21 protein-coding genes and 1 pseudogene are annotated in these 17,978 nt (G+C 64.0%); 18 read left to right on the forward strand and 4 right to left on the reverse strand.

Annotation, left to right across the window (positions count from 1 at the left end; translation table 11 throughout):
* Window positions 1-5: 5 nt before the first annotated feature.
* The 8 genes from C5F70_RS04685 to gspD are packed head-to-tail and all read left to right on the forward strand — an operon-like array spanning window position 6 to window position 6,276.
* Window positions 6-431, forward strand: coding sequence for a type II secretion system protein (locus C5F70_RS04685; protein WP_104902795.1), 426 nt, complete (start codon window positions 6-8; stop codon window positions 429-431).
* Window positions 428-760, forward strand: a complete 333-nt coding sequence (locus tag C5F70_RS04690) for a type II secretion system protein (RefSeq protein ID WP_104902796.1) — start codon at window positions 428-430, stop codon at window positions 758-760. Before C5F70_RS04685 ends, C5F70_RS04690 begins: the two co-directional genes overlap by 4 nt.
* The gene (locus tag C5F70_RS04695) at window positions 757-1,365 is read left to right on the forward strand and encodes a prepilin-type N-terminal cleavage/methylation domain-containing protein (RefSeq protein WP_104902797.1); all 609 of its coding nucleotides are present in this window, start codon (window positions 757-759) and stop codon (window positions 1,363-1,365) included. The genes C5F70_RS04690 and C5F70_RS04695 overlap by 4 nt, the downstream gene beginning before the upstream one ends.
* Window positions 1,362-2,063 (forward strand): hypothetical protein, encoded by a 702-nt coding sequence (locus C5F70_RS04700; protein ID WP_046486560.1) that lies wholly within the window; start codon window positions 1,362-1,364, stop codon window positions 2,061-2,063. Before C5F70_RS04695 ends, C5F70_RS04700 begins: the two co-directional genes overlap by 4 nt.
* Window positions 2,060-3,058, forward strand: coding sequence for a type II secretion system protein GspL (locus C5F70_RS04705; RefSeq protein ID WP_104902798.1), 999 nt, complete (start codon window positions 2,060-2,062; stop codon window positions 3,056-3,058). Before C5F70_RS04700 ends, C5F70_RS04705 begins: the two co-directional genes overlap by 4 nt.
* A complete protein-coding gene (gene gspM / locus C5F70_RS04710; RefSeq protein ID WP_017847564.1) occupies window positions 3,033-3,632 on the forward strand; it encodes a type II secretion system protein GspM in 600 nt (199 codons plus the stop codon). Before C5F70_RS04705 ends, gspM begins: the two co-directional genes overlap by 26 nt.
* Window positions 3,629-4,147, forward strand: coding sequence for a general secretion pathway protein GspN (locus C5F70_RS04715; RefSeq protein ID WP_046382760.1), 519 nt, complete (start codon window positions 3,629-3,631; stop codon window positions 4,145-4,147). Before gspM ends, C5F70_RS04715 begins: the two co-directional genes overlap by 4 nt.
* Before the next feature lie 5 nt (window positions 4,148-4,152).
* On the forward strand, window positions 4,153-6,276 hold the full coding sequence (gene gspD / locus C5F70_RS04720) for a type II secretion system secretin GspD (protein ID WP_104904526.1): 2,124 nt from the start codon (window positions 4,153-4,155) through the stop codon (window positions 6,274-6,276).
* 241 nt (window positions 6,277-6,517) lie between these two features.
* Here the strand turns inward: gspD and C5F70_RS04725 are convergent, their stop codons facing one another.
* The 3 genes from C5F70_RS04725 to C5F70_RS04735 form a co-directional block, all read right to left on the reverse strand.
* Window positions 6,518-7,132 (reverse strand): hypothetical protein, encoded by a 615-nt coding sequence (locus C5F70_RS04725; protein WP_104902799.1) that lies wholly within the window; start codon window positions 7,130-7,132, stop codon window positions 6,518-6,520.
* Entirely contained in the window at window positions 7,129-8,574 is a 1,446-nt protein-coding gene (locus C5F70_RS04730; protein WP_104902800.1) for a PAAR domain-containing protein, read from the reverse strand. The genes C5F70_RS04725 and C5F70_RS04730 overlap by 4 nt, the downstream gene beginning before the upstream one ends.
* A 147-nt stretch (window positions 8,575-8,721) precedes the next feature.
* Window positions 8,722-9,081: a hypothetical protein gene (locus C5F70_RS04735; protein ID WP_236255045.1), complete on the reverse strand. Its 360-nt coding sequence runs from the start codon at window positions 9,079-9,081 to the stop codon at window positions 8,722-8,724.
* 110 nt (window positions 9,082-9,191) lie between these two features.
* Between C5F70_RS04735 and C5F70_RS04740 the strand changes: the two are divergent.
* Window positions 9,192-9,476, forward strand: a pseudogene (locus C5F70_RS04740) (Hcp family type VI secretion system effector); the annotation flags it as partial.
* Between the two features lie 119 nt (window positions 9,477-9,595).
* Here C5F70_RS04740 and C5F70_RS04745 read toward each other — a convergent pair.
* Window positions 9,596-10,801 carry a DUF1835 domain-containing protein gene (locus C5F70_RS04745; RefSeq protein ID WP_104902803.1) on the reverse strand — a complete coding sequence of 402 codons (1,206 nt, stop codon included), beginning with the start codon at window positions 10,799-10,801 and terminating at the stop codon, window positions 9,596-9,598.
* A gap of 256 nt (window positions 10,802-11,057) precedes the next feature.
* On the opposite strand from C5F70_RS04745, the gene C5F70_RS04750 reads away from it, so the two are divergent.
* The 9 genes from C5F70_RS04750 (at window position 11,058) to C5F70_RS04790 (ending at window position 17,968) form a co-directional block, all read left to right on the forward strand.
* Window positions 11,058-11,735, forward strand: coding sequence for an ATP-binding cassette domain-containing protein (locus C5F70_RS04750; protein WP_104904527.1), 678 nt, complete (start codon window positions 11,058-11,060; stop codon window positions 11,733-11,735).
* Window positions 11,732-12,523 (forward strand): iron export ABC transporter permease subunit FetB, encoded by a 792-nt coding sequence (gene fetB / locus C5F70_RS04755; RefSeq protein WP_104902804.1) that lies wholly within the window; start codon window positions 11,732-11,734, stop codon window positions 12,521-12,523. Before C5F70_RS04750 ends, fetB begins: the two co-directional genes overlap by 4 nt.
* 132 nt (window positions 12,524-12,655) lie before the next feature.
* A complete protein-coding gene (locus tag C5F70_RS04760) occupies window positions 12,656-13,288 on the forward strand; it encodes a glutathione S-transferase family protein (RefSeq protein WP_046490607.1) in 633 nt (210 codons plus the stop codon).
* An 18-nt stretch (window positions 13,289-13,306) separates the two neighbouring features.
* A complete protein-coding gene (locus C5F70_RS04765) occupies window positions 13,307-14,227 on the forward strand; it encodes a LysR family transcriptional regulator (protein ID WP_079444289.1) in 921 nt (306 codons plus the stop codon).
* Window positions 14,227-15,111 (forward strand): LysR substrate-binding domain-containing protein, encoded by an 885-nt coding sequence (locus C5F70_RS04770; protein WP_104902805.1) that lies wholly within the window; start codon window positions 14,227-14,229, stop codon window positions 15,109-15,111. The genes C5F70_RS04765 and C5F70_RS04770 overlap by 1 nt, the downstream gene beginning before the upstream one ends.
* 79 nt (window positions 15,112-15,190) lie before the next feature.
* Complete coding sequence (locus C5F70_RS04775) at window positions 15,191-16,123, forward strand: pyridoxamine 5'-phosphate oxidase family protein (protein ID WP_104902806.1); 933 nt, start codon at window positions 15,191-15,193, stop codon at window positions 16,121-16,123.
* Between the two features lie 200 nt (window positions 16,124-16,323).
* Complete coding sequence (locus C5F70_RS04780; protein ID WP_256588360.1) at window positions 16,324-16,950, forward strand: hypothetical protein; 627 nt, start codon at window positions 16,324-16,326, stop codon at window positions 16,948-16,950.
* Window positions 16,947-17,465 (forward strand): hypothetical protein, encoded by a 519-nt coding sequence (locus C5F70_RS04785; RefSeq protein WP_104902808.1) that lies wholly within the window; start codon window positions 16,947-16,949, stop codon window positions 17,463-17,465. Before C5F70_RS04780 ends, C5F70_RS04785 begins: the two co-directional genes overlap by 4 nt.
* The gene (locus C5F70_RS04790) at window positions 17,462-17,968 is read left to right on the forward strand and encodes a hypothetical protein (RefSeq protein WP_079444284.1); all 507 of its coding nucleotides are present in this window, start codon (window positions 17,462-17,464) and stop codon (window positions 17,966-17,968) included. Before C5F70_RS04785 ends, C5F70_RS04790 begins: the two co-directional genes overlap by 4 nt.
* The last annotated feature ends 10 nt before the right edge of the window (window positions 17,969-17,978 follow it).

Consider the following 17,978-nt stretch of genomic DNA (forward strand, 5'->3'; position numbering starts at 1 on the left):
CGCCGATGCCCCAACGCGGCTTTACCTTGCTGGAGATGCTGGTGGTCATCCTGTTGATCAGCCTCGCTGTCGGCTTGTTGGGGCTCGGTGTGCGCGAGGCCGTGCAGGCGGCGAACGAGCGCCGCGTGGTCGGGCAGATGGTCGACGCCCTGCGCGCCACGCGGGCCGCGGCGATTGTCGACGCGCGTGTGGCCAGGACCGCATTCGATCTGCAGCGCCTGACCTTCCAGGCCCCGGGCCGCGCCCCGCACGCCTGGCCGCCGCAGCTGCAGGTCACCGTGCATACCGCCGAACAGGTCGGCGCCGCCGTGGAGTTCTATCCCGACGGCAGTTCCACCGGCGGCCATCTGCTGCTGGCCAACGGCAGCCGGCGTTGGCGCATCGACATTGGCTGGCTGACCGGCAGCGTGCAGTCCAAGGCGCTGCCATGAAGCGCCAGGCCGGTTTCACGTTACTGGAAATGCTCGCCGCCCTGACGTTGATGGCGGTGTGCAGCACGGTGCTGCTGGTCGCCTTCGGCCAGAGCGCGCGCTCGTTGGCGCAAGCGGCTCACAGCGACCGCCTGAGCCATGCCGCCCTGAGTGTGCTGGACCAGGAAGCGGAGGGGCGCCTGGTCGAAGGTGTCAGCCAGGGCGCGCTGGACGGCATCCACTGGCAACTGACCTGCGTGCGTCAGCAAGCCCATCTGTATCGTCTCGACCTGATCGTCAGCGAGGGGCCGCGCCAGGCCCGGTTCAGCACCCTGAAGGTGCGCCAGTGAGGCGCCGCGAGCGGGGCTTCACCCTGCTGGAAATCCTCGTGGTGCTGAGCCTGCTCGCGGTGCTGCTGGTGCTGCTCAGCGGTGCGTTGCTCGGCGCCAATCGCGCGGTGGCCAAGGCCCAACAGTACACCGTGAGCCTGGACGAGATGCGCGCCGCCCAGCAGTTCCTGCGCACCGCGATCAGTGAGGCGTTGCCGCTGGATGCCAGCGAAGACGACCGCCAGAGCGCGGGGTTTTTCTTAGGGGAGCCCGAGCGTCTGCAGTTTGTCGCGACCCTGCCCGGTGTGCTCGGCGGCGGGATTCAGCGCTTCACCCTGCAACGGGTCGCAGAGGATCTGCAGGTGGGGTTCTCGCGGTTGGAAAGGCAGGCCGATGCTTCCCGCGATGCGCCGCAAGTGCTGCTGACGAACCTTGCGGCGCTGCGGTTCAGTTATCGCGGCGTATCGCCCCTGGGCCAACCCACCGGATGGATCGACCAGTGGCCGTGGCCCCGACGCTTGCCCGCTGCGGTGCGGATCGCCGCGCATGTCGACGGGCCGGTGCCGTGGGTCACTCAGGTGATTGCCTTGCGCTTGAACCTGGCCAGCGGAGCGTCGGGCGAATGAGGCGGCAACGCGGGGCGGCGCTGCTGCTGGTGCTGTGGGTGTTGGCCTTGCTCAGTGTGTTGCTGGGCGGCTTGGCCGGTTGGGTGCAGCTGGAAAGTCGCCAGGCGCTGTGGCATCGCCAGCACACCCAGACGGTGCTCGCAGCGCAAGCCGGCGTCGCCCTGGCGATGGCCGATCGGCACTGGATCGCCGACGGCCGTGAAAGGCTCCTGACCTTCGATGACGCGCAGTTGCACGTCAGCCTGCGCAGCGAGCGCGGCAAGCTGTACCTGGTCAACGCCGAGGCGCACGACCTCACGCGCCTGGCCCTGGCCTGCGGCGCCAGCCCGGCGCAGGCCACGCAGGTGGCCAAGGCCTTGGACGCACGGCGCAAGCAGGGGCTGGCACCGTTTCGCGTGCTCGAAGAAGTGCGCCAATTGCCCGGCATGAGCCAGGCGCTGTACCGCCAATTGCTGCCCGAGCTCACCTTGTGGAGCGACCTGGATCGGCCCGCTCCGGCGTTCGCCAGCGCGCTGATGCGCCAGGCCCTCAACCTGCCGCAGCAGAGCGCACAGGGCGCCGACCCCGGCGAGGTGCTGGTGGTCGACAGCCGCGCACAACGCCCCGGTGGCTATGAAGCACGCCTGCAAGTCACGGTTTTATTGAGCCCAACGGAGGACGGCGCACAACCCTACCGGGTGTTGCGTTGGCAAGAATGAATCGACTGGAACCCATCGCCCGTTATTGGCGTGGCAGCCTGCTGCAACAAGGTTGGCGCCTGTGGCTCACGGAGCTGCGCGCGTGTGTGCCGGCGTGGCTGGCGTTGCACGAGCCGCCCGAGCAGCGCTGGCACTGGCCGTTGAGCGAGCCGGTCGCGTCGGCGCCGGGCAACGCGCGGCATGTGTTGGTGCTCGCGGCCGACGCCGTGCTGCTGCAAACCATCCACTTGCCCGTAGCCGCTGCGCGCAACCTCAGCGCCGTGGTCGGCTATGAACTGGATCGCTACACGCCGTTCGAGGCCGACCGGCTGTACTTCGTCGCACGCCAGGAACGGCGCACGCCGACCCAACTGCAGGTGACGCTGGTGGCGATCCTGCGCGAGCGCCTCGATCAGATCCTCAGCGACTGCGCCGCCCTCGGCCTGCAGCCGCATCGCGTGGATGTCGGCGACCTGGGCATCGACTTGCTGCCCGCGCCTTTGCGCCCGCGTCCGCGTCCGCCGGGCAAGGGGTTGCAACGCAGCTTGCCGTGGCTGTGCGGCGCGTTGTTGATCGCGGCGATGCTGCTGTGGCTCAACGATCGCCAGCGCGTGCTCGACACCATGTACGACAGCGTCCAGCAGCAAAAGGCCCAGGTCGCCGAGGTGCATGCGCTGCGTCAGCAACTGCTCGCCACCCGCGGCGCGGTGCTATACCTGACCCGGCGCAAGGTGGCCCAGCCGCCGCTGGTGGCGCTGCTCGACGACCTCACCCGATGCCTGCCCGCCGACACCTGGCTCGACCAGTTGGACATCAAGGGCAGCGAGATTGCCTTCTCCGGCCAAAGCGCCAAGGCCAGCGCCCTGATCACCCGGATCAAAGGCTGTCACCGCCTGGACAATGCGCAGTTCGAAGGCGTGATTCAACCCGATGCGCGCAGCGGCAAGGATCAGTTTGCCTTGCGTGCCCACCTTCGCCCGGAGGCCGCCGATGCGCCGACCCCTCACACCCCGTGAACGCCGTGGCACGGCGTTGCTGATCCTGGCCGTGGTGCTCGGCGCGGCGTACTGGCTGTTGATCGACAGCTGGTTCGCCGGGCCCTTGCGTGCCATGGGCGAACAGGCCGAACAACTGCGCGAACAGCAGCAACGCTATGCCGGCGTGTTGCGCCAGGGCGATGCGCTGCGCGAGCAACTGGAGCAGGCTCGCCAGGACCCGGCCAGCCAAACCAGCCTGCTGCCGGGGGATGACCCGGATGGGGTCGCCGCCGACCTGATGCAACGCCTCGCCGATCTGATCAGCCGCCACGCCAACCTCGGCGGCGGCTGCAGCCTGACCCAGCGCAAACCCATCACCCCGGAGCAGGACGACGGCGAACCGTATCGACAGGTGCAGGTCAGCCTGACCCTCGATTGCGCCATCGAACCGCTGACCGCGATCCTGCATGAGCTGGAATACCAGCCGCCGTTTCTGTTCGTCGATGAGCTGCGCATCCGCCGTGGCAAACAGGCGCCGGCCAGCGGCGGGGCGGGGCAGTTGGTGGTGCAGGTGCTGGTGCGCGGTTACCTGCAACCGCAGGTGGCCCGATGATCGGGGTCTTGCGCCCCTTGGAATGGGGCTTGCTCGGCCTGGTCGGGGCGTTGGGCCTGTTGATGGCGTTCATCCTGAGCAGCATCGGCGACGAGCCGCAGTGGCTGCCCGAACCGGCGGTGCGCGGGCATTCCTCTGCGCGGGTGCAAGTCGCCCCCAGCGTGACGTTGGACAGCCTCGCCGGCACCTGGCAAACCCCGTTGTTCAGCGCGGATCGCAGCCCCGATCGCGCCGTCGGCAACACCCAGGCCAGCAGCCTGGCCAACCTGACCCTGAGCGGCATCCTGATCACCGGCAATCTGCAAATGGCGATGCTCAAGCAGGCCGACGGCCGCCCGCTGACGGTACGCCTGGGCCAGGTGCTGCCCAACGGCTGGCGCCTGGACCACCTCACGCCGCAATCCGCCCGTTTCACCCTGGACGGCCGCACGCAAACCTTGAACCTGTACGCCAAGCGCTTGCCGCCGCCGTCGACCCGGCCACCGATTTCCCTGCCTCGCGAGCCCTTCCCTTGATCGATCTGCGCACCTCGTTGTTTTGCCTGACTACCGCCGTCTCCCTGGGCGGCTGTGGCTCACTGCCCGACCGCCTCGACGCGGACGACGCGTTACTTCACGAAGCCATGCAAGGCACCGGCGCGCAACGCCCGCCGAGTGAGGTGCCGGCGGCGCAAAGCCCGCAGCCCGCGGCGAAGGTAGCGCCCCAACGCCAGGTGAGGCGGGGCAGCCAGCAATTCGTGCGCCCACCCAGCGCCAGCCTGCCGGCGAAAGAGCAGGGCGGCGATATCGTGTTCAACTTCGCCGACCAGCCGATCGAAGCGGTGATCAACAGCGTGATGGGCGACCTGTTGCACGAGAACTACAGCATCGCCCAAGGCGTGAAAGGCAATGTCAGCTTTTCCACCTCCAAGCCGGTGGACAAACAGCAGGCGCTGTCGATCCTGGAAACCCTGTTGTCCTGGACCGACAACGCCATGATCAAACAGGGCAACCGCTACGTGATCCTGCCGGCCAACCAGGCGGTGGCGGGCAAGCTGGTGCCGCAGATGAACCTGGCGCCACCGTCCAACGGCCTGTCGGCGCGGCTGTTTCCGTTGCGCTATATCTCCGCCACCGAGATGCAGAAACTGCTCAAGCCGTTCGCCCGCGAAAACGCTTTTCTGCTGGTGGACCCGGCGCGCAATGTGCTGAGTCTGGCCGGCACCCCGGAAGAACTGGCCAACTACCAGGCCACCATCGACACCTTCGATGTGGACTGGCTCAAGGGCATGTCGGTGGGCGTATTCGGCTTGCAACGCGCGTCGGTGGCCGAGCTGATGCCCGAGCTGCAAGCCATGTTCGGCCCGGACAGCGGCATGCCCCTGGCGGGCATGCTGCGCTTTCTGCCGATCGAGCGGACCAACTCGGTGGTGGCGATTTCTTCCCAGCCGCAGTACCTCAGCGAGGTGGGTGACTGGATTCGCACCATCGACGAAGGCGGCGGCAACGAACCGCAGATGTACGTGTACGACGTGCGCAACATGAAGGCCTCGGACCTGGCCAAGTACCTGCGGCAGATCTACGGCAACGGCGCGATCAAGGACGATACGCCGGCCAAGGTCGCGCCGGGGTTGCGCACCACCACGTTGTCATCGCTCAACAACAATGCCGGTGGCCTGCAGAACCCGCCGCCGCCTGCCGACGAGCCCGAGCCCGTCGCCGAAACGCCCGAACCGGCACCGGATAAAAGCCTCGAAGCCGGCACCCGCATCACCGCGCAAAAAAGCAGTAACCAACTGCTGGTGCGTACCCGCCCGGCGCAATGGAAAGAGATCGAAACCGCGATCAAACGCCTCGACAATCCGCCGCTGCAAGTGCAGATCGAGACGCGCATCCTCGAAGTCAAACTCACCGGTGAACTGGACCTTGGCGTGCAGTGGTACCTCGGTCGCCTGGCCGGCAATTCCACCAGCACCACAGTCGCCAACGCCTCCGGCAGCCAGGGCGCGTTGGGCGGTGGCGGGGCAGGGTTGGGGGCGTCGGATTCGTTGTTCTATTCCTTCGTCAGTTCCAACCTGCAAGTGGCCTTGCATGCCCTGGAAACCAACGGCCGCACCCAGGTGCTGTCGGCGCCGTCGCTGGTGGTGATGAACAACCAGCCGGCGCAGATCCAGGTGGGCGACAACATTCCTATCAGCCAGACCACGGTGAACACCGGCAATGCCGACACCACCCTGAGCAGCGTCGAATACGTGCAGACCGGGGTGATTCTGGACGTGGTGCCGCGCATCAATCCGGGCGGCCTGGTGTACATGGATATCCAGCAGCAGGTCAGCGATGCCGAGAACCAGACCGGCAGCAGCGACACGCCGGTGAATCCGCGTATTTCCACGCGTTCAGTCTCGACGCAAGTCGCCGTGCAGAGCGGGCAGACCGTATTGCTCGGCGGGTTGATCAAACAGGACAACAGCGAGAGCGTCAGTGCCGTGCCGTACCTGGGGAAAATCCCCGGCCTGCGCTGGTTGTTCGGCAACACCAGCAAATCCAAGGACCGCACTGAGCTGATTGTGCTGATTACGCCGAAGGTGATCACCAGCAGCAGCCAGGCGCGGCAGGTGACGGATGACTATCGCCAGCAGATGCAGCTGCTGCGGCCAGCGAACTGAAGGCGCGCGGTCAAAATGCCGCTTCATGGCTCTTGTAAATCCAGTACGACTTCAAGCGTGTCATCGAGTAAAAAGCGGTTCGACCTGAGGGGAAATGCGGACACTGCTGACCCTTCCATTACTCTCGAAGCTCACTGTGAAGAAGCGAGCCTGGGGGGCACGAATCCATATTCAGGCTTTACGAGCCGCAGCCGGGCGTCTACGCAACCCTCGGTTCGCCGGCGCCAAAGTGGGTATCTGATCATTGCGGTATCCACGGCGCGGCCAGGTGCAGCTTGATGAGATAGCGTTCTTCAGTGGGATGTCGAACGTCCTTGAAGCGATTGACCACCATCATCACTTGGTATTTGTCCGCCGCTTGCCAATAGGACGTACCGCCCAGGTTCACGTTCCGCAAGCGGGCACGCCATTGAGGGGTGTCGGCGAAGGGTGGGTCGTCTTTTATATGGATGGGGGTCCAGCCACCTTTGCGCCACTGTTCCTGTAAGTCCAGCACGATTTCAAGCGTGTCATCGAGCAATAGCGGTTCGATTTGAGGGGACATGCGGATGCCATCGATTTGCTCATCATCGAAGCCTATCGTGAAGAAACGGGCCAAAGGAGTTATGAATCCATATTGAGGGTCTACGAGCCGCAGTCGGGCATCGGATTTGGGCGCCCTGAACCAGTGATGCCCCGGAATGGCTGGGCCAATCTTTGCGCTGGAGCGCTGGCGCATATCTTCCCAGGGTTCGCCAGGCGTCAATGCAATCTCCGGTTCATCGGTGCCGAGACGTATCGCTAACCCTAAGAAAAGTACGACAGCGAACAGTCCTAGCCCAACACGTCGCCAACCGATCTGCGTGATCCGGCTCATCGGACACCCCTGTCTTCAGCGATGTCTTCTAGCGCCTGTTCGATTCGCTGCCGCTCATTGCTACGCAGCAGTGCATCAAATTTCGCCGCGGCCTTGAGCACGAAGGCCATGCGTTGATCGATATCGGCCAGGTTAGCGATAGGGCTGTTGCTGAATTCAATGGTTCGATCATCTTCGACGGGGCGGCATTGATTTGCCAGCGTCAGCTCAATGGCTTGCGCGGCCCCGGACGGTATGCCTGTGACATAGGAAAGATGGTTACTACGCAGCAGGGCTACCAGCTTTTGGTCGGTATACATCACTGGCTGAAGGATGTTTCTTTGTTCGTGGTCAGCGAGATACTCAACACTTTTGGCGATATTGCCAGCTTCAATTGCCTCGAAAGCTTTCAGGATTTCACTGTGATTCGTACCAAACTCTAGTGTCTCGTTTCCGATGGGCCATAGCACGGGTGGCTGAGCCTTTTCATAAATGTTCTTGCGCGACCGAAGACAGGTCTCAAGCAACCCCAACCCCCGCTCCTTATAAAACGCATGCAACGGAAACACATCCAAAAACAGCGTGGTATTGCCCATCGCCATCATCTCGTACACATGTTGATAAAGCTGCTGCACGCTCGATAACGGTTCACCCTCGCGCCGCCAATCAACATCAGGCACCGGGTTATTACGGCTGGCCTGTTCATACTCCCGCAGGCGCCGCTCGTACTCCCGCAGCTTTGCCTGCCGTTCACGCTCCTCGGCGCTGAACAATCCCCAAACCCCTTTCCGGGCACTTCTTCGCAATTGCTCCGCCGCTTCAAATTCCGCCTGAATTTTCTCGATGGATTCTGCCGCGTGCAGCAAACCGCACCCCACTTGCTTGGAGGCAAACGCCGCAAGGCCAGCCCACTGAAAACGGTTGTCGAGGCGCCAGAGCTGGGCATACGCCGAGTTGATGAGCCGGTTGCGCAATCTGGGGTCGGCGATCAGCTTGCCGCCGGGGGCGATCACGTCTTCTGCCTGCTTCTGGTAGAAGCGCCAATTGCGCTCGCAGGCTGACTCGAGTATTTCGCTGAAAGCGGAAGGCGTTGAGCTCGGGGTGGGTTTTTTCGCGGGTGTTGGCGCTGGCGCTTCCGATGCGGTCGCGCTTCGGCGGTGTACCGCGGAGTCTTCGGCGGTAAGGGTCTGAAACCGCTCGAACTGGTCGGCCAGCAGGCGCGGGGGCGGGTCGCATTTACAGCGGCAGAGATCGTCCGAGAGCGCCACCCGTCGCCCTCGTGCCCACTGCTCCAGGCGCGGGCCAACACAGACTATGACTCCGGTGGTTTTGCATACCGGGCAAAGCACCTCATGACCTTCAAGGGCGATGTCCACTTGGGTGATGCGAAAGCCCGTCAAACCGCCGACGACGGTCCCGCCAGCGGTGGTCTTGGCCCCTCGGGTAATGAAATAGCGCCGCATGCCAGCGGTGTCCTTATTGTGGGCGGGACCAGCAGGCTAGGCATGGCAGGCGAGGGCGAGAAGTCAGATGCTTCCGAGTCGGATGTAGGTTGCTTCGGTTATCGGGTTGGTGAGGCCGAAAGTCGGGGGTGTCAGCAACCGCGCGGGTTACCACCATTTCCAGCGGCCTTGTTTTTTCAGGGTGGCGATGATGGCTTCGCGCTTGTGGCGGATTTCTAGCATCTTGTGGCGCAGTTCGCGGCAGCGCTTGCTGTTGAGGATCAGTAGGCCGATCAGGGGGCTGAGGAGGGCCATGGAGTAGAGATAAGCGTTGGGGCGGTAGGCGATTGCGGGAAGTGATACCAGCAGGCAGATGAGGTATATCGCCATGTTCAGCCAGACCCAGTGGATGCGTCCGTATAACACTTCGTATTTGGCAAGGGCAAATACTGCACCAAGCCCCGTAGCGCCGAAAAATGATGTCTTGGTAGCAAAACCAATGGGGTACGTCGAGAGATAGGTGAGCATTGTCAGGATCGCCGTCAATCCTATTGAGGTGCATGCGACAAGAATGTCTGCTCCGATTACTGGCATGTACCGCTTGATGAATTCCCAATGGTTTTCAATAAAGATGCCTGCTGATGATGGCCTGCGCGACCGGCAAGCATTATCCCGAAGCAAGACTGGTAGTGCGCAAGGCGGGCGGTTCCAGCCCGGTGGAGTATCTGGTGATCACCCTGAAGGAAGTCATGGTGGTGTCCTACGGCACCGCTGCTGAAAGTAAGGATGAGGTGCTCTACGACAGCATCGCCTTGAACTTCGCCAGCGTCGACGTCAGCTACCAGCCGCAGAAGGCCGACGGCGCCAAGGACGGTGGGCCAGTGAAGTTCGGCTGGAATATCCGGCAGAATGTTAAGGTCTGAGCCTTCGCCGTCACTTCTGCAACAGCAATACCCGCTGCTTCAGCTCACACAAGGCACGACCGCCTTGCACTGGGCCTCACAGATATTATGTCCGGCCCGGACGAAATCCCCTCCGCGAATCAAGGCCGCCATACCGGCGACAGCTGTTCATCAAGGGCCCAATGCGATTGGCCGGGCCTCAGGCAAACACCGCCGACCCAGCGTTCATGGCTGGCGTGGTCCAGCCAATAAGCATCGCCGCCCAGCACGGTGTGCCCCAGCGCTGTCAGCGCCAGCATCCGCCGAGGCCATTCAAGATGGGCCTCGGTTTCCGTCAACAAAGGATGCTCGCCGTCGATCAACGGCCGCAGCAGTGCATGGAACATCATGTCGCCGAGGAACGGCAGCGGTTCGCGCTTGGCCATCAGCTCGGCATACACGCGCCCGAACGCTACCGGCCCCGCTTCGGCGATGTAGGCCAGGGACAGGCGTTCGGTCAGTGACAAGCCATCCTGACTGCCGGGCAACTCCTGCAACTGGCGCAGTAAAGCGCGTGCAAGAAAGGGCAGCGCCGTGTGCGTCCCGTGGGCCAGTTCCGCCCACTGCACCGGGGAACTGGCGCAATACGCCGCCCACGCCTGTTTTGCCAACTGCACCGCCTCGTCATCGATCAAGCGCCGCTGCGGCCATAACCACGCCAGTACATCGGGGGCCAGTTGGCCAATGCCGATAAACCGTTCTACCCCCGGGATGCTGTCCACCTCGATCAACTCCAACTTGCGCGGTGCCTGGTCAAGAGCGGCCAGGGTGCGGATCAGGAACAGTTGGTCATACGCATCCGCCTCGCACCACAGCACGCTGTGTTCGGCGCTGGCCAAGGTTTCCAGTTGGTTGTATTCGTCGGCGACACGGCGCGCCACATCCGCTTCGCCCAGGGCAAAGGCGTGACTGATGAACGTGCTGCGCATGGCGCGGAATGCCTCGCGGGGCAGGTCGCGAACCGGGCCCATGCACAGCGGGTCGGTGAGCATCTGGAAGTGCCCCTTGAACCCCGCCAATTGCAGGCTGTGGGCAATGTCGTTGCCACAGCGCCAATGGCTGGTGCGGGCTTCATCGCTGGCGGCGAAATCGGGATGGCGGGCGGCGAAGTCGATGGCGTCGACATGGGCCTTGAGCTGCGGCCAACTGCTGAAACCCAGCTGCTTGGCGATCTGCCATTGCGCCTGGGACAAGGTGGCGTCGGGGTTTTCGCTTTTCAGGCGCGGCAACAGTTCCTTGGCGCGCTTGCGCTGCTGCTCAAGGTTGAGACGGCCATCAGTGGTCGAGGATACGCGGCGTTGCGACATACGAGCTCCTTGCACACACCTTTTCCGCTTTAAGGTTGGGAGTCGTAGAAATGATTGAGTGCTTCACTGTCTTGGGCGCAGCCCTTTCCGCGGAAGGTGGCGTAGAGAGCGCCAGGCGGCAAATATAGGCAGGGCAGGGGGTGATTGCAAGGCGCCCGCCACAGGACCGGTCGCCATCGCTTGAACTATTGCTATGAAAAGCCTGCGCGCCTGCTTCACCATTGCGCCTGACCGAAACATGAGGAGCCTCGCGTCCATGAGCGCACTGATCGAAACCCGCGCCCTGGCGCGCCGGGATGAGCGTCGCCAGGCGGTCTTGCTCCAGCCCACTGACTTCGCCCTGCACCGCGGCGACCGCGTGTCGATCACCGGCGCGTCCGGTTCCGGCAAGAGCGTGTTCCTGCGCGCACTGGCGTTGCTGGACGCGCCCACATCGGGGCAGGTCCTGTGGAATCACCGGCCGATCGCTAACGCAGACATTCCCGAGTACCGCAGCCGCATCTGCTACCTGTCCCAACGCCCGGCGCTGATCGACGGCACCGTGCTGGACAACCTGCGTTTCCCGTTCAGCCTCAAGAGCCTGCGTAAACGTCATTTCGAGCTGGCGACCGTCACCGCGCTGCTGCAGCATGCCGGCAAGTCGCCGGACTTCCTGGCAAAAAATGCCAGTGACCTGTCGGGCGGCGAGTCCCAGGTGGTGGCGTTGATCCGCAGCCTGCAGCTCAACCCTGAGGTGCTGTTGCTGGATGAACCCACCGCCGCCCTCGACCCCGCGTCCTCGCGTGATGTCGAAGCGCTGATCGATGCCTGGTTCGCCGATGACCCCACCCGCGCGTATGTCTGGGTGTCCCACGACCTGGAACAGGCCCAACGCATGAGTGACATCCACCTGCACATGAGCGCCGGTGTGCTGAGCGGAGCCACCCAAGCATGAACTACCAGAACCTGACCGCGCTGGACATGGCCATCGCCGCCGCGCTGATCCTGATCAACGGCGCGCTGTCGCTGGCGTTGCGCCTGGGCCTGGAGCGCCAGTTGCTGTGGGCCGCCGTGCGTACCGTGGTGCAACTGCTGGCGATCGGTTACCTGCTGGGCTGGGTGTTCGCGTTCGCCTATTGGTACGTGGTGCTGCCGCTGATGTGCGCGATGACCCTGATTGCCGGCCTGTCGGCGGCGGGGCGCGGGCGGCGCACTTACCGTGGGCAACGGATCGACAGCATCGTGTCGGTGTGGGGCAGTTCGTGGCTGGTCACGGCGGTGGGCTTGTTTGCGGTGATTCGCATCCACCCGTGGTACGAGCCGCAGTACGCGATCCCGATCCTCGGCATGATCCTCGGCAATACCCTGACCGGCGTGTCCCTGGGCATCGAGCGCATGACCCAGGAACTGACCTCGGGCCGCAACACCATCGAGATGATCCTCGCCCTCGGCGGCTCACGCTGGGAAGCGGCGCAGGAAGCGATCCGCCAGGCGGTGCGCGCCGGGATGATCCCGACGCTGAACCAGATGGCCGTGGTCGGCATCGTCAGCCTGCCCGGCATGATGACCGGCCAGGTGCTGGCGGGCGAGAGCCCGGTGGATGCGGTGCGCTACCAGATCGTGATCATGTTTCTGATCGCCGCTTCGTCGGCGTTGGGCACGGTCGGCGCGGTGCTGCTCACCTACCGGCGCCTGTTTTCCAGGAACCATCGGTTTTTGCGCGATCGGCTGCAAGAGCGCTGACGGCCAGGCGATGGACTGTCGGTGATTGTTTCACCGCGTGAAATGCTCGATTGTAAATCCTGGTGATTCCATCGATAGGCGCCACGGCGGAACATGCCTGGCGTCAAGACCCCCACTTCTTTGGAGCCTTTCATGTCCCAGCCTGCGATCAAACTCTATGGTTTCCCCCTGTCCGGCCATTCCCATCGGGTCGAGCTGATGCTGTCGCTGTTGAGTCTGCCCAGCGAATTCATCCTGGTCGACCTCAAGCAAGGCGCGCACAAAACCGCTGAATTCGTCGACACGATCAACCCGTTCGGCCAGGTGCCGGCGATCGATGACAACGGCACCGTACTCGCCGATTCCAACGCGATTCTGCTGTACCTGGCGAGCAAGTACGGCAACGGCCAATGGCTGCCGAGCGACCCGCTGGGGCAGGCGCGTGTGCAGCGCTGGCTGTCGGCCGCCGCCGGTCAGCTCCACGCCGGGCCGGCGACCGCGCGGCTGGCGGTGGTGTTTGGCGCGGATGTCGATACCGTCGCCGCCATCAGCCGCTCCCACGCCTTGTTGCAATTGGTAGAGCAGCAGTTGGGCCAAAGCCGCTTCCTGGTCGGTGAGCAGCCGAGCATTGCCGACATCGCTTTCTACACCTACGTGGCTCACGCGCCGGAAGGCAATGTGTCGCTGGCCGACTACCCTCAAGTACGCGCCTGGCTGGCCAGTATCGAAGCCTTGCCGGGGTTTGTCGGCATGCCACGCACGGCGGTGGGCCTGCAATCACAGTAACCTTCAAGAGGGACACCGATGGACCGCTTTCATGAAATGCAGGTGTTCCTCGCGGTGGCCGAGGAGGAGAGCTTCGCCGCCGCCGCACGCCGCCTGAAAACCTCGCCGCCCAGCGTGACCCGGGCGATTGCCGCGATGGAACAGCGCATCGGCACCCAACTGCTGGCGCGCACCACTCGCAGCCTGCACCTGACCGAAGCCGGCCAGCGCTACCTGGAAGATTGTCGACGCATCCTCGCCGAGCTGAATGAAGCCGAGGAAGCGGCGGCGGGCAGTTACTCCATCCCCTGCGGCCAACTGACCGTGACCGCCCCGGTGCTGTTTGGCGAGCTGTATGTGGCGCCGTTGCTGGGGGCGTACCTCGATCGTTTTCCTCTGGTGAACATCAACGCTTTGCTGGTCGATCGCGTGGTGAACATGACCGACGAAGGTGTCGACGTGGCCGTGCGTATCGGCCATCTGCAGGAGCCGGGGCAACAGGCGATCCAGGTCGGTGAAGTGCGGCGAGTGGTGTGTGCGTCGCCCGGCTATCTCGACCGGCACGGGCGGCCGCAACATCCCACGCAGTTGCGTGAGGCCAAAATCGCTACGTCGTCGGCCAGCCAATTGATCAGCGCATGGCAATTCGTCGACGGCGAGCAGGAACTGACGGTGCCCATCGAGCCGCGCCTGGTGGTCACGGCGAACAACGCCGCGATCAACCTGGCGCGCATCGGCTGGGGCATGACCCGGGTGCTGTCCTATCAAGTGGCGGCGGCGGTGGCGGCCGGTGAACTGGAGATTGTCCTCGACGCGTTCGAGCCCGCGCCGCTGCCGATCCAGGTGGTGTTCCAGAAGGGCGCCCGCGTACCGGCGAAGGTGCAGACCTTCGTCGACTTCCTCACCCAGCGTTTCGCGCAGGACCGTGGCCTGAACCCAGCGTCGCAGCGGCCGAACTGATGGAGCGCTATCGCGATATGCAGCTGTTTGCGGCGCTGGCCGGGCAACCGAGCCTGGCGGCGGCGGCGCGCAGCGCCCGGGTGTCCGGCGCGACGCTGGTGCGCGCGTTGGCGCGCTTGGAAGCGCGTCTGCAGGTGGCATTGCTGCAACGCAGCACGCGGGGTGTCCGTCTCACCGAAGCCGGCCGTGCCTACCTCGCCGACTGTGTCCGCCTGCTGGCGGCCGTGGACGCCGCCGAAGCCTCGGCCAACGGCTCGCATGTGCAGGCCCAGGGCAATCTGCGGGTGTTCCTGCCGTTTCTGTTCAGCCGGTATGTGATGGCGCCGATCCTGGCCGGTTATATGGATCGCCATCCTGATGTGTTCCTGACAGCCCGCTACCACGACTATTACCCGAACCTGCACGAAGAGGGGCTGGACGTGGCGATCCTGGTCGGTGCGCTGCCCAACTCGTCGCTGATCGCGCGGCCAGTCGGCCAGGTGCGGCAGGTCCTCTGCGCCAGCCCCGATTACCTTGCGGCCCACGGCGAACCCGCGCACCCGCACGACCTCAAGCAGCATCGCCTGATCGCCAGCGCCGATCAGGTCCACTGGGATTTCCCCCATACCCACCTCAAGGCGCGTACACGCCTGCGCTGCACCACGGTGCAAGGTGCGATCAATGCGGCTGTGCATGGCGCGGGGATCATCCGGTGCCTGAGCTACCCGGTTCACGAGCACCTGGTCAGCGCGCAATTGCGCCGCGTCCTGCCCGCCCACGAGCTGGCGCCGTTGCCGGTCAACGTGGTCTACCGCGAAGGCCGCCAGGCGCCGATGCGCGTGCGCAGTTTTGTCGATCACTGCGTGGCGGCGTTGCGCGAGCATCCGGCATTTCAGTTGGCGTAATGCTCGATTGCCGAACGTGGGTATTCTCTCGCCGCGTGGCGGGGCGCAGCATCTGGCTATCTGACACGAGGTGATCGCCATGAACCTGATCGAACACTCCCCCTGGCACGCCGGCGAACGGCAGATGCAAGCCAGCGCCGGCGCCGCCGAGCGTATGGACATGATTGGCGCCAAGGTGATCCGCGATCATCTGCCCGAGCAACACCGAGGGTTCTATCCGCTGTTGCCGTACCTGATGCTCGGCGTGGTGGACGCGCACGGCATGCCCTGGGCGACGATGATCGAAGGCGCGCCGGGGTTTGCCCATTCACCCGACCCGTACACCTTGCAGATCGACAGCCTGCCCGGCAGCGGCGACCCGGCGCGCTCGGCCCTGCAGCCAGGGGCCGCCGTCGGCTTGCTCGGCATCGACCTCGACACGCGCCGCCGCAATCGCCTGAATGGTCGGGTTGGCGCGCTGGATGCCGAGGGGTTTGCGGTCGATGTGGTCCAGACCTTCGGCAATTGCCCCAAATACATCCAACTGCGCCCTGTCGATGGGATCGCCCGTCAACCCGGGGGCGTGGCCGAGCGCAGCAGCCGCCTGGATGACGCCGCGCGCGCAATGATCCGCAACGCCGACACGTTCTTCGTCGCCAGTTATGTGGACATCGACGGCGAACGCTCGGTGGACGTCTCCCATCGCGGCGGCAACCGCGGCTTCGTGCGTGTGGAGGGCGACGTGCTGACCATCCCCGACTTTGCCGGCAACCTGTTCTTCAACACCCTGGGCAACCTGCACGCCAACCCGGTGGCGGGGTTGTTGTTCATCGACTTTGCATCGGGCGACGTGATGCACCTGGCCGGGCGCACTTCGTTGATCCTCAACGGCCCCGAGGTGGCGCGGTTCGAGGGTGCGCAGCGGTTGTGGACGGTCACGGTGGAACAGGTGGTCCGCCGCCCGGCGGCGTTGGCGTTGAGGTGGCGGTTTGCGGAGTTTTCGCCGTACAGCCTGGCGACGGGGCGCTGGTAGGGCTGCGCTGGAAAGCCTGGGGGGTGAGCGGGTGGTCAAACCCTCATCCGTCCCGTACCATTCGCCCCCCTCGCAGTGACGCGAGGCGCAGCGCCAGGATGGCTCATTGCATGTCTTTCCTGTGGCGTCTGCAGCTCCCTTTTTGCCCGCGTTCAGGATTCGACATGTTTTGCTTTTCCAGGCCTTTGGCCTTGCTCTTAATGGCTGCAGCCTTGGCGGGCTGCGGTACCCAGCCCGCGTCGCTGGTCAGTCAGCCGCTGCAACCCGGCCCCGAAGAACCGGTGGCTTATCTTGTGGGCTCCATCGGCCCGCAGAACCTCAAGGCGTCTCCCGCACCCAACCAGCGCCTGTTGTTTCGCAAGCGTGGCTCCGCCTTCGGGGCCGCGGGTATATGGGTCGGTGTCGGGCGGGAAACGTCTCAGGATGTGAAGGACCAGACCGGCGTCGCCAGTGTGTTCGTGCTGCCGCTCAAACCGGGAGATTATGAGTTTTATGATTTCCAATTCTTCTCCAGCACCTATTCACCCACCCTGGGCACCACTTACACCTCGGTCCAGGCTCGGGAGAAGTTCAACCTGCCGATGCGCCTGCAAGCCGGCAAGGCCTATTACCTCGGTGAATTTCGCTCGCTGTGCCTGGGGGCGTCCCTGTGCGCCTTCCGTTGGCGCGACCAGCAAGGTCGCGATGAGCCGATCGCGCGACAATCGGTTCCGCGCTTGCCGGCGCTGGAGTTGATACCGCTGGATTATCGCAGCGCCGCCCCGCATATCATCGCGCCGCCGTCTACCGCTGCGGGCCAGAACACCCCTCAAGAGATGCGTCCATGAACCGCGTTATTACCCTGGGCGTCCTGGCGCTGCTGACTGGCTGTGCGGCCACCAATACCCTGCCAGAGCGCGCGTTGCCCGACGGTCAGGACTACCTCAAGCCGATCCATGTCATGGTCGACGACCCGCTGAATGCCGCGCAAATCCGTAACCAGTTACGCGAAACCGGAGTGTTTCGCAGTGTCGAAACCGGCCAAGGCAAGGAAGGGGATTATTCGGTGTTGATCCGCTTCAATAGCCAGCGCGAGTTGCCACCTTTCCCGGTAATTCTGCTGAGTACGGCGACGCTGTTTCTGCTGCCCTTGTCCCAGAGTATCGACACCACCACCGAGTTTTCCCTGCAACAGAATGGAAAGCTGTTGAAGCAATACAGCTATCGCAACGTGACCCACAAATACACTTGGCTGCTCGATGGCAGCGGCGGGATGCAGCAAGAGAACGTAAACCGTATCACCCGCGCCTTTGCCCAGGATGTACAACGTGATGGCCTACTGCCTGTGGAGCACACGCAATGATCAGGATCACCTTAATGGCTGCCGTGCTGTTGCTCGGCGGCTGCGGCACCGCCCTCAAACCCCTGGACTACAAAGCCCAGCGCGCCTATGTGCCGATGAGCGTCACCATGCCGCCGCCCGAATCCCGGTTCGATCAGCAAAAGCAGCGCGAAGTCATCCAGTTGCTGCGTGATACAGGCGCCTTCAGTTTTCTCGACGGTGGTTTCAGCAAGACCGGCTACAGCCTGTTGGTCGACCAGAGTGGCGGTAAAGGGGCCGGAGTGCTCCCCGCAGTACTCGGCGCTCTGACGCTGCTGACCGTGCCAGTGCCCTACACCTACGAGCGGCAATTGCATGGCTCGGTGTTCAAGGACGGTCAACTGCTGAAAACCTATGCCTACAAGCGTGGCGGCTGGACGGCCACGACTTGGTACATCCCCATGACCGAACCGCGCAGCGAGAGTGAAATGCTCGGCGACCTGATGCGAGACCTGGACCGCGATCGCTTGATTCCCTATCAGTGAGCCGGTGAGG

Source organism: Pseudomonas sp. LH1G9 (genome assembly GCF_002949975.1).
GTDB classification, from domain to species: domain Bacteria; phylum Pseudomonadota; class Gammaproteobacteria; order Pseudomonadales; family Pseudomonadaceae; genus Aquipseudomonas; species Aquipseudomonas veronii.

Excerpts from the sequence above, each read along its gene's own strand:
- C5F70_RS04685 (WP_104902795.1), top strand. The coding sequence starts at position 6 with ATGCCCCAACGCGGCTTTACCTTGCTGGAGATGCTGGTGGTCATCCTG.
- C5F70_RS04690 (WP_104902796.1), top strand. The coding sequence starts at position 428 with ATGAAGCGCCAGGCCGGTTTCACGTTACTGGAAATGCTCGCCGCCCTG.
- C5F70_RS04700 (WP_046486560.1), top strand. The coding sequence starts at position 1,362 with ATGAGGCGGCAACGCGGGGCGGCGCTGCTGCTGGTGCTGTGGGTGTTG.
- C5F70_RS04705 (WP_104902798.1), top strand. The coding sequence starts at position 2,060 with ATGAATCGACTGGAACCCATCGCCCGTTATTGGCGTGGCAGCCTGCTG.
- gspM (WP_017847564.1), top strand. The coding sequence starts at position 3,033 with ATGCGCCGACCCCTCACACCCCGTGAACGCCGTGGCACGGCGTTGCTG.
- C5F70_RS04715 (WP_046382760.1), top strand. The coding sequence starts at position 3,629 with ATGATCGGGGTCTTGCGCCCCTTGGAATGGGGCTTGCTCGGCCTGGTC.
- C5F70_RS04725 (WP_104902799.1), bottom strand. The coding sequence starts at position 7,132 with ATGAGCCGGATCACGCAGATCGGTTGGCGACGTGTTGGGCTAGGACTG.
- C5F70_RS04730 (WP_104902800.1), bottom strand. The coding sequence starts at position 8,574 with ATGCGGCGCTATTTCATTACCCGAGGGGCCAAGACCACCGCTGGCGGG.
- C5F70_RS04735 (WP_236255045.1), bottom strand. The coding sequence starts at position 9,081 with ATGCTCACCTATCTCTCGACGTACCCCATTGGTTTTGCTACCAAGACA.
- C5F70_RS04745 (WP_104902803.1), bottom strand. The coding sequence starts at position 10,801 with ATGTCGCAACGCCGCGTATCCTCGACCACTGATGGCCGTCTCAACCTT.
- C5F70_RS04750 (WP_104904527.1), top strand. The coding sequence starts at position 11,058 with ATGAGCGCACTGATCGAAACCCGCGCCCTGGCGCGCCGGGATGAGCGT.
- fetB (WP_104902804.1), top strand. The coding sequence starts at position 11,732 with ATGAACTACCAGAACCTGACCGCGCTGGACATGGCCATCGCCGCCGCG.
- C5F70_RS04760 (WP_046490607.1), top strand. The coding sequence starts at position 12,656 with ATGTCCCAGCCTGCGATCAAACTCTATGGTTTCCCCCTGTCCGGCCAT.
- C5F70_RS04765 (WP_079444289.1), top strand. The coding sequence starts at position 13,307 with ATGGACCGCTTTCATGAAATGCAGGTGTTCCTCGCGGTGGCCGAGGAG.
- C5F70_RS04770 (WP_104902805.1), top strand. The coding sequence starts at position 14,227 with ATGGAGCGCTATCGCGATATGCAGCTGTTTGCGGCGCTGGCCGGGCAA.
- C5F70_RS04775 (WP_104902806.1), top strand. The coding sequence starts at position 15,191 with ATGAACCTGATCGAACACTCCCCCTGGCACGCCGGCGAACGGCAGATG.
- C5F70_RS04780 (WP_256588360.1), top strand. The coding sequence starts at position 16,324 with ATGGCTGCAGCCTTGGCGGGCTGCGGTACCCAGCCCGCGTCGCTGGTC.
- C5F70_RS04785 (WP_104902808.1), top strand. The coding sequence starts at position 16,947 with ATGAACCGCGTTATTACCCTGGGCGTCCTGGCGCTGCTGACTGGCTGT.
- C5F70_RS04790 (WP_079444284.1), top strand. The coding sequence starts at position 17,462 with ATGATCAGGATCACCTTAATGGCTGCCGTGCTGTTGCTCGGCGGCTGC.